Source organism: Oceanospirillum multiglobuliferum (assembly GCF_900167095.1).
Taxonomy (GTDB): Bacteria; Pseudomonadota; Gammaproteobacteria; order Pseudomonadales; family Halomonadaceae; genus Oceanospirillum; species Oceanospirillum multiglobuliferum.
On the sequence record NZ_FUXG01000010.1, the window covers coordinates 86,698 to 103,228 of the forward strand.

Below are 16,531 nucleotides of genomic sequence, written 5' to 3' on the forward strand. Positions count from 1 at the left end.
GATCAGAGCATAGTTCGGGAGGTTTTTGACAGCCTGAACGCCCCAATCAATTGCGCCTTGCACTATAACCAAAGCGCATTAAATACTTTAAACCGCAAGCCCAGCGCTTAACTGCATCAATTGAATTGGCTTGTTAGAATCGTTGGTTAGCGTTTATAAGATCTATAATTAATAAAGTTAAAATCCCTGAAAGCCAAGTTACTTCCTCTTCCTCTTTATTTAGAGGGACAAGTCTAAAGCCTGACTGGATATTTTCAGCATGCATGAGCTTATTACGAGCAAAATAAGTATACTTTATGCACAATGTTGCAGCTAGATGAGCATTATTTATAGTCTTTTCGTTATTTTCCAAATGTTGATTAACTGCTTCCAAAAAGCCTTGCTGTTTCAGAAAATCTGAACGAACGCCAATTGTATCCGTAAAAATTTTCATTAATCTATGATCTTCATTTCGCAAAATGAATTTTTTAAACGCTTCAGTCTGTTTGATTGTTGAAAAATCATTGTGTATGAATTTAATCCAACGAGTATTATCTCTTATCTCTTTTACAGTCAGACCTGATATTTTTTCTAGCACTAGAGGATACGATGCTTGGTTGTTTATTAAATCTTCTCGAATAAATTTATGGCAATCAAAATCTTTTGTTGCCCCTGATGCTGATTTGTAAATTGCGTTAAATGCTTTCCATTTATTTTCAAAAATTTCATGTTTGCTACTTTTATCAAGAGATTTTATTAAGAATGTCAAGCCAAAAAGGAAGCCCGTTGCTTTACTATTTTCTAAAAAAATCAATTTCAAAGAATTTAAATCAATATCTTTAAGTGCTTTCAAATTTGCACTACAATCAACAACCTGAGTGATATCACCTTGGTTCAAAATGAGTTGTTCAGATGTTTTTTTAGCGATACGTTCAACTTTAATCATTTTAATTTGATGAGGTTTACCAGTCGCACAGTAGTAATAGACTAGAGCCTTGGTTATTTGTCGATACAATGCACTTTGATGATTAAGAAAAACACCCTTTAAATCGACCACACCTGAACGCTTAGCTACTATATCAATCTTATTTTCTTTAATTGTTATTTCATCAAAATATGATTGAGATTGAGGATATGGAACTTTTTCATTATCTAAAATAGATTTCGATGAATTAACATTCAAATCTATTGAAATACGATATTCATTCGTCCTTGTATTTTTCACTGGTGCCAAATTATTCTCCTAGATTCTAACTATTAAGCGGTTATATAGATGGCGAAGCCATGGCTATAACCGTTTGTTGAACGGCCGCTGGCACTCTAGGGAATTTGCTTTTTAACACGATGTTTTCCCTGTCAACCTGTGGCTTATCTACGCGCTATTTTCTGGCCTGTTCCACGCCTAAGTCGCTCGCTAGGTTCACTATTTTTTCTAATAAAGCTATCTTCTACCTGTTTTTTGATGTGCTGGCAACAATCCCCCCTCGGGCTATACCCGAAGCGCTTAACACCTTGCTATTGATCAAGGTTTCGGTGCTAAGTCGTATCAGCTGTTCGTAATATCTGAGCTATCTCTTTTCTGACCTGATTGACTTCACCTAAGCAGTGAATGCAGTGGTGAAGCGTGGGAGCGAGGCACAACCTCCTGCTTCAGGCATTTAAAAACGAGTACGCCCTGTTTCCTCTTCAAAACCTGAACGCAAGGCACCATCGCGATAAGCAGGTGAGTTTCTCAGGTAAGGGTCTGCGGGTTCTCTAGGTTCTATATCAGTATCTTCAGTGGGTAGGGTTCGCAGCCAACCCCGTATAGTTTGCACAATGCGACGGCCATTGGCTTCTGCTTTGGTTTGGTCTGAATGACCCGCTAACCGTGTTTGGCGATAGCGCTGGTTGCCTGAACGACGGGCAGTATCAGCGCGATGTTTAGCAAAGCTGGCGTCAAAGTAGGCGTCGTTATAGTAGAGATCTAACGTGGGGTGTTGTTGTTCAGCCAGCAAGCCTAGTAGGTCAATTCCTGCATCACGTACGGGTAGTCGGCTTTGTATTAGCACTACGGGTTGATCAGGCTCAATAGGGTGGTCTTTCATATAGTCCAGCAACCAAGCGGCACCTGTGCCGTGACCTAAGAGTACGATGCGTTCGTAGTTTTGGCTTTTCAATTGTTCAATGGCAGCACCAATACGGGCGTCAATACGTTCGGCGATTGGGGCTTTTGGTTTTTCTGGTTCAGCGGGTGGAACAGGCTCAGGCTCATTTTGTGCGCCTAGCTCATCACCTTCTTCATCTTTTTGAGCGGCTTCGGCGGTTTGTTCTTCAGCGGCCTCTCCTTCAGCTCCTTCACCCTCTTTTTTCTCAGGTGCTGCTTCCCCTTCCTCTGCTTGATCAGGTTCTGGCATTGCAGATAACACTTCCACCGCAGGCATGGTTCGTTCAGGTTGCGCTGCACCAATAATATGAGGTACGGAAACAGATAGGGTTGCCCAGCCGTAGTCTGGTAATAAGGTGCGTACAGGGTTCACAATTGAGGGCCAGTCTGGATGACCATCTTCTTCATGCACAATTAAGATAGCACCAGCGGCTTTGGCTTGATTCTCTGGCAGAAATAATGCCAAGGCAGTTTCATCTAAGGCCGTAAGCTGTACGATTTCTTTTGGGTTGACTTCTCGCGTTAGAAATTCAAAACGCTGCTCATCAATATCAGGGGTAATATGCGGTTTTGGGGGGAGTTTGGGCTTGGCAGCCTGTTCTTCTGAGCTGCTCTCCTCACCATCAACTGGAGCTTCCTCTTCAGCAAGCGCTAGGGGAGAAAGTGTCGCTATTGCTAGAAAGGCAAGCCAACGCACTTGCGTACTCAGTTTGAACTCTCTTGTGAAACGCTTTAATAGATTTGACACCCTGAACCTCTATTGCGACAAGCCAAAAAACACTCATCACCGATTTAACACAACTCTACTAAGGTGATGACGCCTTGGAGTATAAATAACTCTGCTCCGATTAAGAACAACCATCATGCGAATAGATCAATTATGCGCCAATTTAATACCTTGGCGTAAAACAAAAGTACGCTAATCACTAGGACTGCTTAAGGGCATTGGGTAGAATGCGCCACTCTAGCTTGATGCTAAACCCTATACCCTAACCGTCCGCATGCTTTTAGCTTGTACAGATCCTGAGAGAACCCGATGCCTGATTTCAAAATTGCGCCCTCTATTTTATCTGCTGATTTCGCCCGTTTAGGTGAAGAGGTTGATCACGTACTCGCCTCTGGTGCCGATATTGTGCACTTTGATGTGATGGACAATCACTATGTACCGAATCTGACTATCGGCCCTATGGTATGTAAAGCTTTGCGCAATCACGGTGTAACCGCGCCTATTGATGTTCATCTCATGGTGTCTCCGGTTGATCGTATCATAGGTGACTTTATTGAGGCGGGGGCTAGTTGGATTACTTTTCACCCTGAGGCATCTGACCATATCGACCGTTCGCTACAGCTGATTCGTGAAGGGGGCTGTAAATCAGGCTTGGTATTCAATCCTGCAACACCTTTGCATTATCTTGATTACGTTTTGGATAAAGTTGACGTTGTGCTACTGATGTCAGTTAACCCTGGTTTTGGTGGGCAGAAATTTATTCCCGCGACTTTAGAAAAGTTACGCCAAGCACGCAAAATCATCGACAACAGCGGTTATGATATTCGCTTAGAAATTGATGGTGGTGTTGGCATTCAAAATATTCGCGAAATTGCTGAGGCAGGTGCAGATACTTTTGTGGCAGGCTCGGCCATTTTCAATACGGATGACTACAAAGCCACCATTGATGCTATGCGTGCAGAACTTGCACAAGTAAACCGTTAGGCCACACAAAAAAGGATAACTGATGCACCCGTTGATCGCACAAGCCAAACTGTTAGCCTACGATCTTGATGGCACGCTAATTGATTCAGTACCTGATCTAGCAAAGGCGGTAGATCAAGTGCTTATAGACTTAGAGCGCGAGCCAGCAGGTATCACCAATGTGCGTCAATGGGTGGGCAATGGCTCTGAAGCCTTGATTAAGCGCGCCCTTTGCAATGATGTCAAAGGTGATCAATTACTTAAGAGTAACGATCCTCTATTTGAGCAAGCTCATCAGTTATTTTTTCAGCACTATGATCGCTGCAAAGGTCAGCAAACACGCTGCTACCAAGGGATATTTCCTTTATTAGAGTGCGCACAAGAAGCACATCTGACACAGGTTTTAATCACCAATAAGCCTTACCGTTTTGTACCGGAAATTCTCTCCGCTCTTAAGCTAGAACCTTTTTTTGCGATGGTCATTGGGGGCGACTCGTTACCTGAGAAGAAACCATCTGCTTACCCTTTGCTACATGTTTGTCGGGTACTTAATATTGATCCTAGTCAAGCGGTTATGATTGGCGATTCAATTACAGATATTAACGCAGGTAAAGCTGCGGGCTTTAAAACCATTGCAGTACGCTACGGCTATGATCACGGCATCCCTGTAGACCAATGTGGGGCTGATCTTGTGGTTGATTCATTGGCCGAGCTAGTATAGTTTATTGTGCTTAATTCTTAAGCTAACTAATCATTTGGTTATAAACAAAGTTCAACAATTAATAGGATGTATCATGATTCTGAATAATGCACTGGGATTAATGCGTGAAGTCAAACGCTGGCGATGGTGAATATCAACTCACCTTCTTTGACTTTTGTTTTTTCAGTGACAGGATTAATGATATGACACCGGAACTGTTTTCCGAACTGGCCGCACAAGGCTACAACCGTATTCCGCTGGTACGTGAAGTATTGGCCGATCTAGATACCCCGCTTAGCACCTATTTAAAGTTAGCCGATCAACCTTATAGCTATCTTTTAGAATCAGTTGAAGGTGGTGAAAAATGGGGGCGTTACTCCATTATCGGCTTGCCTTGCCAGCGTAGATTGCAAGTACGCGGCTATGAGGTCACGCTGTTTGAGGGTAATAGCGTCTTAGAACAAAGTGAGCAAGCTGACCCGCTGGCTTATATTGAACAGTTTCAGAAACGCTTTCATGTGCCAGAACTGGATAATCTGCCTTTATTTACAGGTGGTTTAGTGGGTTATTTTGGCTATGACACCGTGCGCTATGTTGAGAAGAAGCTCTGCAATCCACCCTCGAATGACCCTCTGGATGTACCTGATATTTTACTGCTGATCTCAGAAGAGGTTGTAGTGTTCGACAATCTCAGCGGCAAGCTTTACCTCATTGTACATGCCAATACTGAGCATTCTCGACCACTAGAAAAGGCACGCTTGCGTCTTAACGCGCTGGAGCGTCAGCTACGTTCACTGGCAGTTACCTCCTATAGCACGGGCACAGGTCGCACCACTCAAGAGGCAGACTTTAAATCAGGCTTTACCCAAGAGCGTTTTGAAGCCGCGGTAGATCAAATCAAAGAGTACGTGTTTGCAGGGGATATTATGCAATGCGTAATATCCCAACGTATGTCGACGCCATTTGAGGCACAGCCACTAGAGTTATACCGTGCGCTACGTTGCTTAAATCCTTCACCTTACATGTTCTTCTTCAATTTAGATGATTTCCATGTAGTAGGTTCCTCACCTGAGATTCTGGCGCGTGTTGAAGATAATGTTGTAACGGTTCGCCCTATTGCAGGTACGCGCAAACGTGGCGCAACAGAAGCTGAAGACAAAGCCCTTGAAGCAGAGTTACTAGCCGATCCTAAAGAGCGTGCCGAGCATTTAATGCTGATTGACCTTGGCCGCAATGATGTTGGTCGCATTGCCAAAACTGGCAGTGTGAAGGTCAGCGATCAAATGATTATTGAGCGTTATTCTCACGTGATGCATATTGTATCTAGCGTTAACGGGCAGTTGAAAGAAGGCATGAATGCCCTTGATGTGCTGCGCGCTACTTTACCTGCGGGTACATTAAGTGGTGCGCCCAAGGTGCGTGCGATGGAGATTATCGACGAGTTAGAACCGGTTAAACGTGGCGTTTATGGTGGCGCAGTCGGCTATCTTGCGTGGAATGGCAACATGGATACGGCCATTGCCATTCGCACCGCTGTAATTAAAGATCAAATACTGCATATACAAGCTGGGGCAGGTGTTGTTGCAGACTCAGATCCAAGGCTGGAATGGAAAGAGACCATGAATAAAGGTCGTGCCATTTTCCGAGCCGTAGCGATGGCCGAGCAAGGTTTAGATAACCCTAACCGCTAACCCGCTCTATGTTTACTTGGGTGTCATTTTTTAAACTTAACCAGTACAGCGACACTCAATACTTAAAGTATTTTAATCAATCTGCCCAGCTTGCAGGTTGATCAGCAGGTATCACCATGTTGTTAATGATCGATAACTACGACTCTTTCACTTATAACGTCGTACAGTATTTTGCCGAGCTAGGCGCTGATGTTCAGGTTTACCGTAATGATGAAATCACTCTTGAACAGATTGAAGCCTTAAATCCTGATCACCTTGTGATCTCTCCCGGCCCTTGCACGCCAAATGAGGCGGGTATCTCTGTGGCTGCAATTAAGCATTTTGCAGGTAAGCTACCTATCTTAGGCATCTGCTTAGGTCATCAAAGTATCGGGCAAGCCTTTGGCGGTGATGTGGTACGCGCAGCACAAGTGATGCATGGTAAAACCTCTCCAGTGCATCATACAAACCAAGGTGTATTTGCAGGTTTAAACCAACCTTTCGAAGCCACTCGTTACCACTCGCTAGTGGTAAAGCGTGAAACCCTACCTGATTGCCTAGAAGTTACCGCTTGGGTTGAAAATGAAGAGGGTAACGTGGGTGAGATTATGGGTATGCGCCACAAAACACTTCCAATCGAAGGTGTACAGTTTCACCCTGAGTCTATCCTGACACAACAGGGTCATGACCTGCTGAATAACTTCTTAAAAATGCGTTGCGAATAATTGCCAAGGATAGATCATGAATATTCAACAAGCTCTGAACAAAGTTGTTGCCCATCTTGACCTAAGCCGAGACGAGATGCGCGACGTAATGCGTCAAATCATGACAGGACAATGTACTGATGCCCAAATTGGTGCGTTTCTAACCGCACTGCGTATGAAAAGTGAAAGCATCGACGAAATTACCGCTGCCGCAGAAGTCATGCGAGAATTGGCTACTCCAGTACAGATCAAAACACCTAACGCCGTTGATACTTGCGGCACAGGTGGTGATGGTTCAAACCTATTTAATGTATCAACCGCATCCGCTTTTGTTATTGCCGCTGCGGGTGGACACGTCGCCAAACATGGTAACCGTTCTGTATCCTCCTCTAGTGGTAGTGCCGATTTACTAGAGGCCGCCAGTATTAATCTAAATCTTAGCCCTGAGCAAATTGCTCGAAGCATTGATGAAATTGGCATCGGCTTTATGTTTGCCCCTATGCATCACAGTGCAATGAAGCATGCAATAGGCCCACGTAAAGAGCTGGCGATGCGCACTATTTTTAATATGCTGGGACCTATTACCAACCCAGCAGGTGCCAAACATCAGGTTATTGGTGTGTTCTCACAAACACTATGCCGCCCAATTGCAGAGGTATTACAACAACTGGGCAGCAAGCATGTACTGGTTGTACACGCAAAAGATGGCTTAGATGAGTTCAGTTTGGCAACTGGCACTTATGTTGCTGAGTTAAAGGATGGCCAGATCAGCGAATATCAAATTACACCTGAGGATGTTGGCCTAACAAGCCAAAGCTTAGTTGGCTTAGATATTGATAGTGCAGAGGCGTCACTACTGCTCATTCAAGATGCATTAGGTAAACAAACCACACCTCAAGCCAAAAAGGCAGCCGATATGATTGCCTTAAATGCTGGCGCTGCACTTTATGCGGCTGATATTGCAGCCAGTCACAAAGAAGGCGTGCTAATGGCACAAGATGCGATTTACAGTGGCCTAGCCGCTGAGAAAATGAAAGAACTGTCCAGTTTTACTTCTGTTTTTGCTTAGGAACCATTTATGAACACGCCAACCATTCTGAAGAAAATTGTTGATCGTAAATGGGAAGAGATAGAAGCGCGCAAGCAAATCCGCTCTTTAGAAACCATGCGCGATCTTGCATTTGCCAACAAAGATACACCTAGAGGCTTTGCTAACTCACTTGAGCGCAGTTTAAAAGCTGGACGCTCAGCGGTAATAGCAGAAGTTAAAAAGGCTTCTCCAAGCAAAGGTGTACTACGAGAAAACTTTAATCCGGCAGAAATAGCAATAAGTTACGAAGAAGGCGGTGCAAGTTGTTTGTCTGTTTTAACTGATCATGACTTCTTTCAAGGTCATGAAGACTACTTAAGACAAGCACGCGAAGCCTGTGACCTACCTGTCATTCGTAAAGACTTTATAGTAGACCCTTATCAAGTGTATGAGGCACGCGCCATTGGTGCTGATTGTATACTGTTGATTGCAGCCTGCTTAGATGACAGCGCAATGCTTGAGCTAAACCTGTTAGCTCATGAGCTAGACATGGATGTGCTGATTGAAGTACATGATGCAGAGGAGCTACAGCGCGCACTTAAATTGCCAAATCGCTTAATTGGCATTAATAATCGCAACTTACACACTTTTGAGGTGGGCTTGCAAACTACTATTGACTTGCTTGCACTAATCCCTAAGGACAGAATAGTCGTCACCGAAAGCGGTATTTTAAGCCCAGAAGATGTTCAGCTTATGCGTCAACATAATGTAAACAGCTTCTTAGTTGGAGAAGCCTTTATGCGTGCTGAAAATCCGGGCGATAAACTGGCAGAGCTTTTCTGCTGAGTGTAGTATCACCAATAGAAGGTCTCAAAGCAGATAACAAGACCTTCTGCTTGGCCATTATTTGAAATATTAGCCTTACAACACTTTAGAACAGATTGAAAGTCTTGCGTTTTCACTCAATAAAGGCATTATGACCAAATAAGAAGTAGCACTTAAAATAAACAATAATAACTAAGCACTTTATTACTCTTGGGTAATGACTTACATCAGGCAGAATGGAATAGACCTTGAATACGTCCGCACTGCATAAGCGATTATCGTACAAGCAAGCTAAGGCAACGCTATTTGTTGCACTTGCTTTGGGGCTTTTGTTTAGCTTCATTCAAATCGGCCTTGATATTAAGCAAAGCCGTCACAGCATGAATGACAAAGTCTCACAAGTGATACAACTTGTGGAAGAGTCTGCCGTGCAGGCCGCATATAATATCGACCAAGAGCTAGCTGACAGAATTGTCGGTAGCTTAATTCAACACACATATATTCAATACGCTGAAATACAGCTGGATGACAAAAGTAAACTTTCCAGCGCACTTCGAAAGCCTATACAGCTATCAAGCCTTGCCGAGCTTTGGTCCGGTAGCAGCGTTATCTATAAAATCCCGCTGACAAGCCTATATGAGGGCAAATCAATTGGTACATTGCTAGTTGAAACTGACCCAGAAGCCTTTGCATTAGATATTGTTGATAGGATAGTGATCATCTTAAGCACAGGTTTCTTGCGTAATATCTTGCTCGCAATGTGCTTACTCTATGTCTTCCATCGTTTGATTAGCCGCCCCCTAACAACCCTGTCACAAGGCTTGCAGGCACTAAAGCAAAACCACGATGAGCATCAATTAAGTAAAAAAGTAGGGGACGAGAACACAATAACAAGCCTACCAACGTTAAAAGGCCATGATGATGACGAGTTAGGTTATCTTGTTGACAGTTTCAATACGCTTTGGTCTTCTCGAAATCAGGCTGAGCAAGCACTGCGCAGTAGTGAGCGTTTTAATCGTGATGTGATGAATAGCATCAGCGACATCCTACTGATTTGTGAAAAAGACCTGTCAATTTTCGATGTAAATGATCAAGCATCAAAAAGCTTAGGTTATCGAAAGCCTGACTTAATCAAACTGAACTTAATCTCTATCTGCCCTGAACAGAATGATGATACAGAAAGTATGCCTTTAGAGGGGCTTTTCTTTAGCCAGCAAGATTGTGCCGTGGAGACTCATCTTCTCAGAAAAGACGGCACGCTTATGCCTGTAGAGATTAAGTCTCGACATATTGAGTTGTCAGGTAAACATTATATTCTAGCTTTGGCTCGTGACATTAGTGTTCGTAAAACTCAAGAGAAATTGATTCACCATCTTGCCTACTACGATGCGCTAACTGATCTGCCTAACCGTAGCTTATTTCAAGATCGGCTCCAACAAACACTCTCTAAAAGCACGCGTCATAATGAGTATGGTGCCTTACTCTTTTTAGACTTAGATCGCTTTAAAACCATTAATGACTCGCTTGGCCACGATATAGGGGATGAACTGCTGAAAGAGATCGCCCTACGCCTGGCGAAAATGATGCGCGATGAAGACACAGTTGCCAGATTAGGTGGCGATGAGTTTGTGGTGCTATTGCCAGAGCTAGCAAATGATTTAAAAGCAGCGGCACAGAATGCCAGAAAAATTACTGAACGTATTCTCCATACCCTAAGTCAGACGATTCATATTGGAGAGCATACACTGCATATTTCTGCCAGTATTGGTATCCGCCTTTTCCCTGAAGCGGAAGTGGATGCTAAAAGCATTCTAAAACAAGCCGATACTGCCATGTATAAAGCAAAGTCTGGCGGGCGTAATACCTTCTTTTTCTATAATGCCAATATGCAGGTTTTGGCGGACCAACATCTCTCCATGGAAAAAGCCCTGCATAGTGCAATTGACAATAACGAGCTGTATTTAAATTACCAACCTCAAGTTAATCAGACTCATCATATAACAGGCGCCGAGGTGCTTGTACGCTGGAAAAACCCAGAGCACGGCTTCGTTCCACCAGATCAATTTATCCCTCTGGCGGAAGAGACAGGCAAAATCTTAAGTATTGGGGCATGGATTTTACATGAGGCTTGCTCACAGTTAGCTCAATGGGAAAAAGCAAAGCTTTGCCCTAAAGGATTCCGCCTTGCCATCAATATCAGTCCAAAGCAATTTGAGCAAACTGACTTTATCTCTCAATTAATCAATGTGATTAGCAGCACTAATGTTAATCCTTACCACTTAGAGCTAGAGTTAACAGAAGGTATTTTGGTGAAAAACCTTGATGCACTGACAACCAAAATGGATGCTATTCGCCAGATGGGAATTGCACTGTCTATTGATGACTTTGGTACAGGTTACTCATCTTTGAAGTATTTAAAGAAGATGCCAATTTCTCAGCTTAAGATCGACAAATCATTTATTGCTGACTTACTAACTGATACCAACGATCAAGCCATCACAGGTACAATCATTGCGATGGCACATCACATGCAAATGGAGATTATTGCAGAAGGTGTTGAGGATATTCCCACTGTTGAGAAACTCACTTCAATGGGCTGTACACACTTTCAAGGCTATTATTTCAGCCGACCAGTATCAGCGGAGGATTGCACCCTCTTGCTACAACAGGAAATACTGCCAGCTAAAGCCTAACACAAGAGGCATATGGTACGTTAGCGCGTACCATATACCACCATCGTTTTACCACTAACAGACATTAAACCTTGCTCTTCAAGGTCTTTTAGTACACGTCCAACCATCTCTCTTGAACAGCCTACTATACGTGCAATCTCCTGACGCGTTACTTTAATCTGCATGCCATCAGGATGAGTCATTGCATCGGGTTCATTACATAAGTCTAAAAGCGCTCTGGCAACACGCCCTGTCACATCCATGAAGGCTAAGTCACCAACTTTGCGAGTTGTATTACGCAACCTAACCGCTAGCTGATTACCTAAGGCGTAGAGTAAACGCGTATCTTGGTTCGTGAGCTCTTGGAATCGGCTATAACTAACTTCCGCTACTTCACAGTCTGTTTTAGCTTTTACCCATGCACTACGGCGGCTAATCTCATCAAATAGACCCATTTCACCAAAAAAAGCCCCCTCATTAAGATAAGCAACGACAATTTCATTACCGTCTTCATCCTCAATTGAAACAGTTACAGACCCCTTAAGCAGATAAAAAATTGAATGACTTTCAGCCTCTGCACAAAGAATTGTACTGCGCTTAGGGTATAGACGATTGTGGCTTAATGCCAAAAAAGCCTCTAAGCCTGGGAGCTCTCTTTTTATCACGGGGTACATAGCAAACCTTGTTTAAAGCTAAGTTGCAATATCAAAGTTACTTGATAGCCCTATCCTATCAAGAATGCAAGAGAAGGTATGATAAATCAGACGCACTTTAAGGCAAGGCTACAAGCTAATAACCGAAAACCAAATAACTAGTGTAAACTAATCACCATTTTTATGGTTATACGGCATATATTGCCTTGAATCAAAATAGAGCTAGGTTGGGAGATCAATATGAAAGCGGTAGTAAAGTGGACTGATGGAGTTCAATTTTTAGCTGAATCCGGTTCAGGTCATGCGATTGTTGTAGATGGTGCACCAGAAAATGGTGGCCGCAATACGGGTCCAAGACCAATGGAGCTGTTATTGATGGGGCTAGGCTCTTGCAGTGCTTTTGACGTAATCACTATTTTAAATAAAGCCCGCCAAAATGTGAGTGACTGCAAAGCAGAAATTGAAGCAGAACGCGCTGATTCTGTGCCTGCTGTTTTTACTAAAATTCACTTACATTTCGTAATTACAGGTCGAGACCTAAAAGAAGCTCATGTAAAACGCGCCGTTGAGCTTTCTGCCGAAAAATATTGCTCTGCATCAATTATGCTTGGTCAGGCAGGGGTTGAGATTAGTCATGATTACGAAATCATTGAGCACTAAACTCCATAATTACCACTATGTATCAAATTAATGCTGTACTAACAGGACAGTGCGCCTTTTTTCTGTGCATTAGTTGACAAATATAGGCATAATACGCGCCTTTCAAACGTAGCATGACTAGCATTTAGACTAGTACTTTATTTAGAACTTGTAGTGCGCGAGGACTCAGGCGTGAAGGACAAAATCAGGCTTCATGGGTTTAACAACCTAACCAGCTCCCTGAGCTTTAATATTTATGATATCTGTTATGCTAAAACAGAACAGCAACGTGAAGAGTACATTGATTATATTGATGAACTTTATAATGCTGAGCGTTTAACTCAGATATTAAAAGATGTGACCAACATTATTGGTGCACATATTTTGAACATTGCGCGCCAAGACTACGATCCTCATGGTGCGAGTGTTACTGTTCTAATTGCAGAACATGAACTCTCCTCTGACGCTGAGAATGATGTTGGCCCAGGCCCACTCCCAGCAACGGTTGTCGCGCATTTAGATAAAAGCCACGTTACCGTACATACTTATCCAGAAAGCCACCCTGACAATGGCATCAGCACATTTCGCTTAGATATTGATATCTCGACTTGCGGCATGATTTCCCCATTGAAAGCACTGAATTATCTTATTCATAGCTTTGATTCAGATATTGTTACTATGGATTACCGCGTTCGCGGCTTTACTCGTGCGGTAGATGGTCGAAAACTATTTATTGACCATAACATCACCTCTATCCAAGATTACTTGTCTGAAGATACAAAGAAAGCCTATCAGATGATTGATGTGAATGTTTACCAAGAAAACATGTTCCATACCAAAATGCTGCTTAAAGATTTTGATCTGGACAACTATCTATTCGGTGTAGACAAAAATAAACTGACCTTTGAAGAAGCCGCTGATATTGAAAGCCGCCTTCGCAAAGAGATGCTTGAAATTTTCTACTCTCGTAATATAGATAAGATGCCATCTGTTATCAGTGATTGATACTGCAAAGCAGATTGGGCGCAAACAAAAACGGCAGCTAATTTTGATAGCTGCCGCTTTTGTTTAAATCGTTATTACTTAGGCTTAAATACTAAATACGCCAAATAATATTCAGTAGATAAGGTGCAAGAAAATACATTAGCACTGCAGAACCCACTACGCCAACTACAGATCCCGTTGCAGAAGCACCATCGCTAGCAGATAGCATTTGAGCGATAGTTGAGCATAGACTTGCCAAAATTTGCGAGAATATAATCGCACCATACATTAGCACAGTGATGCCTACAAAAAGGTTCAGCGTATTTAACGCCTGCCACCAAATACCACTCTCCGAGCTGTAATATATACTAACCTTCAGTAAACCGATCATTAGTACCACTATAGTGGATACGATCAAATGGTGGCGTAACGAAAATGTTCCATAGGCGCTAAGAAAATTTCTCAGCATATTTCGTTCATCAGCACTCATTTTATTCCCAGAAGCACTCATTGCTACATTCTCCGATTAAGGTTTAATCCATTAGGCATCAGCAAGATCCTTGATGCCTTTATGCTATAAGCTTAAAGTTACAAAATGTTAACCTGCGTAAAAGAAAGCTGCAACATGTAATTAAGTCACCAACCCTGAAATAGTTATAGGTGATACACGGATTTAGTCATCACTTTTGACATCATCTTCATCACCAATTTAACAGGTGTAGGAAAACGTATACCTCCAGCAGACAATGCCTGTTCTGCATGCTGCTCTTCATCTATATACATTTGCTCAAGTACTGCGCGGCTTTTTTTATCGTTACTTGGTAATTCTTGCAAATGATGTTCCAAGTGCTTACAAACTTGCTGTTCAGTTGCAGCAACAAAGCCCAAACTATATTGATCTCCCGCCGCCCCTGCCATAGCACCTATTCCAAATGACAGGCCATAAAAAACAGGGTTTAACAGACTGGGACGACTGCCTAGCTGGCGAATACGTTGCTCACACCATGCTAGATGATCAATCTCTTCCCTTGCCGCCTGATCCATCTGCTCACGTATTTCCGGTAATTTAGCGGTTAAAGCTTGCCCTTGATACAAAGCTTGCGCACATACCTCTCCAGTATGATTAATACGCATTAAGCCAGCGGCATGCTTGCGCTCAACAGAAGAAAGTTCCAACTCTGCCTCTTGACGAGCGGGACTTACACGATAGGGTTCTGCTGCGCCTGGAATTAATGTTTTCAATACAGTATCTGCGCTAATTAGCAGCTTATCTAACGGGGTGTGCTGGCGTGTACTATTCATATCAACCTCAACAATATCTGGCCCTATGGTAGCGAATGCCCCTTAGACCTACCATGATAAAAGCAAAAAAATCATAGTCCAGTGCGCCACATCAAACGCTTTACACTTGATAAAACCAGAGATAAAACTTAGCCATAAAAAAAAGCGGCACCGCCTTTACACGATACCGCTCTATAACTGCTTCAAGCAATTAATTTAAAGCTACCAGGCAATCACTGCATCGCCTTGCTGTATACCAAGCTGATCAGTTTCTGTGCTAACAACACCCTTCGAAAAGAATGGCTGCACTTTTTTCAGTGTTAATACTATTTTGACATTTTCTAGTTCGGTATAAGGTGTCTGGTTAGCATCATAGAATGTATTGGAACGATAAAGGTTTAGGGTATCACCAGGGCGTAACCCTGAATCAGCACCCGCATCAATATAGATGTTCTTACCTTCCGTACGAATCACCTTGGCCATAAACGGCTGACACCCTAATGAGCCATGTAGATCTTTGATACTCTCTTCCAGAATTTTATCAACCTGATTTCCGTAATCACTCGCCCAAAATGCTGAAGAACCAAAGCCCACTTTTTCAGTAAGTGGCACCGTCCAGTTACCCGAGACATCATAGCGTTGGTTATAGACCATAGAGCCGCTGAAGCCATCATGAACATAAAGATCGAGCTGAAAGCGTCTTTCAAAGCGCTTGTCTTGATACTGCATGCGATCTTTTATTTGTTCGGCATAAGACTTGGTTTTTAAAAGATCTGGGCGACCCATAGAAAGATCACGAATCACACCAGAGATCACATACTGTACGCCCAGTTGTGTTGCAGCAGATACTGCATTGGTCAATGTGCCGAGCGTGGTTACAGAAGTCGGAATAGTGGCAGGGTTAGTATAAAGCTGGAAATTAGAAGCATCTAACACTTTGATTTTTTGATAACTACCTAGACGTCGGGCAATATCTGCTGGTAGCTTTTGTCCAATTTGATAAAGACCACCGAAATTTGCTGATGTCGGGTCAGCTAAATAGAATGACGTGACGGCAGCACTACGCTGATAACCATTACTGAAAGCATCAGCACAACTTTTAGTTTCTACAATATCCGCCTGAATAGTGAGGTATAGCACCCCGTCTTTGACTTCCTCTTTCAGGATATTGATATCTTGAACTTTACCATTGCTGCTGACCCGCAAGTTATCAGCGGTAATAGCACCATCTGTTACTTGCTGGTAACTACTAATATCAGCACCTGCCTGCAATGTGACCTGTTGGACGGCATCTCGAATGGCGACTCGACGAGCACTCACCAAGTCTTGATGTTCGATTGTTGCCTGACCTATGGCTTCAATCCATTTGGCTTCTGCTTGGGATACATTTAATAAGGTAGCAATACCTAGCACCCGCAGTAATTTGTGAGAAAACATATTACTGAACAAGCGGCCACTCCTTTTCAGAATCTGACAACAGAGTTAAGACAAGCAAGCCATTGCTGAGTGAACGGCAATGGCTTTGCAGGAACGGGGTGAAGCAAATAACTTAAGCCTC

15 protein-coding genes are annotated in these 16,531 nt (G+C 43.0%); 9 read left to right on the forward strand and 6 right to left on the reverse strand.

Features of this window, described 5'->3' with window-relative positions; translation table 11 throughout:
• Positions 1–133: 133 nt before the first annotated feature.
• Both B5D26_RS08540 and B5D26_RS08545 read right to left on the reverse strand, forming a co-directional pair.
• Positions 134–1,213: a hypothetical protein gene (locus B5D26_RS08540; protein WP_078745318.1), complete on the reverse strand. Its 1,080-nt coding sequence runs from the start codon at positions 1,211–1,213 to the stop codon at positions 134–136.
• A gap of 424 nt (positions 1,214–1,637) precedes the next feature.
• On the reverse strand, positions 1,638–2,873 hold the full coding sequence (locus B5D26_RS08545) for a DUF3530 family protein (protein WP_078745319.1): 1,236 nt from the start codon (positions 2,871–2,873) through the stop codon (positions 1,638–1,640).
• Between the two features lie 288 nt (positions 2,874–3,161).
• On the opposite strand from B5D26_RS08545, the gene rpe reads away from it, so the two are divergent.
• The 7 genes from rpe (at position 3,162) to B5D26_RS08580 (ending at position 11,437) form a co-directional block, all read left to right on the forward strand.
• On the forward strand, positions 3,162–3,836 hold the full coding sequence (gene rpe, locus B5D26_RS08550) for a ribulose-phosphate 3-epimerase (protein ID WP_078745320.1): 675 nt from the start codon (positions 3,162–3,164) through the stop codon (positions 3,834–3,836).
• Positions 3,837–3,858: 22 nt separating this feature from the next.
• The gene (locus tag B5D26_RS08555; RefSeq protein ID WP_078745321.1) at positions 3,859–4,536 is read left to right on the forward strand and encodes a phosphoglycolate phosphatase; all 678 of its coding nucleotides are present in this window, start codon (positions 3,859–3,861) and stop codon (positions 4,534–4,536) included.
• A gap of 182 nt (positions 4,537–4,718) precedes the next feature.
• Positions 4,719–6,206, forward strand: coding sequence for an anthranilate synthase component I (gene trpE, locus B5D26_RS08560; RefSeq protein WP_078745322.1), 1,488 nt, complete (start codon positions 4,719–4,721; stop codon positions 6,204–6,206).
• Positions 6,207–6,322: 116 nt separating this feature from the next.
• Complete coding sequence (locus B5D26_RS08565; RefSeq protein ID WP_078745323.1) at positions 6,323–6,910, forward strand: aminodeoxychorismate/anthranilate synthase component II; 588 nt, start codon at positions 6,323–6,325, stop codon at positions 6,908–6,910.
• Between the two features lie 16 nt (positions 6,911–6,926).
• Positions 6,927–7,958 (forward strand): anthranilate phosphoribosyltransferase, encoded by a 1,032-nt coding sequence (trpD, locus tag B5D26_RS08570; RefSeq protein ID WP_078745324.1) that lies wholly within the window; start codon positions 6,927–6,929, stop codon positions 7,956–7,958.
• A 9-nt stretch (positions 7,959–7,967) separates the two neighbouring features.
• Entirely contained in the window at positions 7,968–8,765 is a 798-nt protein-coding gene (gene trpC, locus B5D26_RS08575; RefSeq protein WP_078745325.1) for an indole-3-glycerol phosphate synthase TrpC, read from the forward strand.
• A 227-nt stretch (positions 8,766–8,992) separates the two neighbouring features.
• Positions 8,993–11,437: a putative bifunctional diguanylate cyclase/phosphodiesterase gene (locus tag B5D26_RS08580; protein ID WP_078745326.1), complete on the forward strand. Its 2,445-nt coding sequence runs from the start codon at positions 8,993–8,995 to the stop codon at positions 11,435–11,437.
• 20 nt (positions 11,438–11,457) lie between these two features.
• Here the strand turns inward: B5D26_RS08580 and crp are convergent, their stop codons facing one another.
• A complete protein-coding gene (crp, locus tag B5D26_RS08585; RefSeq protein WP_078745327.1) occupies positions 11,458–12,090 on the reverse strand; it encodes a cAMP-activated global transcriptional regulator CRP in 633 nt (210 codons plus the stop codon).
• 219 nt (positions 12,091–12,309) lie between these two features.
• Here crp and B5D26_RS08590 point away from each other — a divergent pair, with 219 nt between their 5' ends.
• Together B5D26_RS08590 and speD are read left to right on the forward strand one after the other, a co-directional pair.
• On the forward strand, positions 12,310–12,729 hold the full coding sequence (locus B5D26_RS08590) for an OsmC family protein (protein ID WP_078745328.1): 420 nt from the start codon (positions 12,310–12,312) through the stop codon (positions 12,727–12,729).
• 171 nt (positions 12,730–12,900) lie between these two features.
• On the forward strand, positions 12,901–13,713 hold the full coding sequence (speD, locus tag B5D26_RS08595) for an adenosylmethionine decarboxylase (RefSeq protein ID WP_078745329.1): 813 nt from the start codon (positions 12,901–12,903) through the stop codon (positions 13,711–13,713).
• A gap of 91 nt (positions 13,714–13,804) precedes the next feature.
• Here speD and B5D26_RS08600 read toward each other — a convergent pair whose 3' ends face one another.
• The 3 genes from B5D26_RS08600 to B5D26_RS08610 form a co-directional block, all read right to left on the reverse strand.
• Entirely contained in the window at positions 13,805–14,182 is a 378-nt protein-coding gene (locus B5D26_RS08600) for a hypothetical protein (RefSeq protein ID WP_139776634.1), read from the reverse strand.
• A 164-nt stretch (positions 14,183–14,346) separates the two neighbouring features.
• A complete protein-coding gene (coq7, locus tag B5D26_RS08605; RefSeq protein WP_078745331.1) occupies positions 14,347–14,994 on the reverse strand; it encodes a 2-polyprenyl-3-methyl-6-methoxy-1,4-benzoquinone monooxygenase in 648 nt (215 codons plus the stop codon).
• A gap of 201 nt (positions 14,995–15,195) precedes the next feature.
• The gene (locus tag B5D26_RS08610; protein WP_139776635.1) at positions 15,196–16,422 is read right to left on the reverse strand and encodes a flagellar assembly protein T N-terminal domain-containing protein; all 1,227 of its coding nucleotides are present in this window, start codon (positions 16,420–16,422) and stop codon (positions 15,196–15,198) included.
• Between the last annotated feature and the right edge of the window lie 109 nt (positions 16,423–16,531).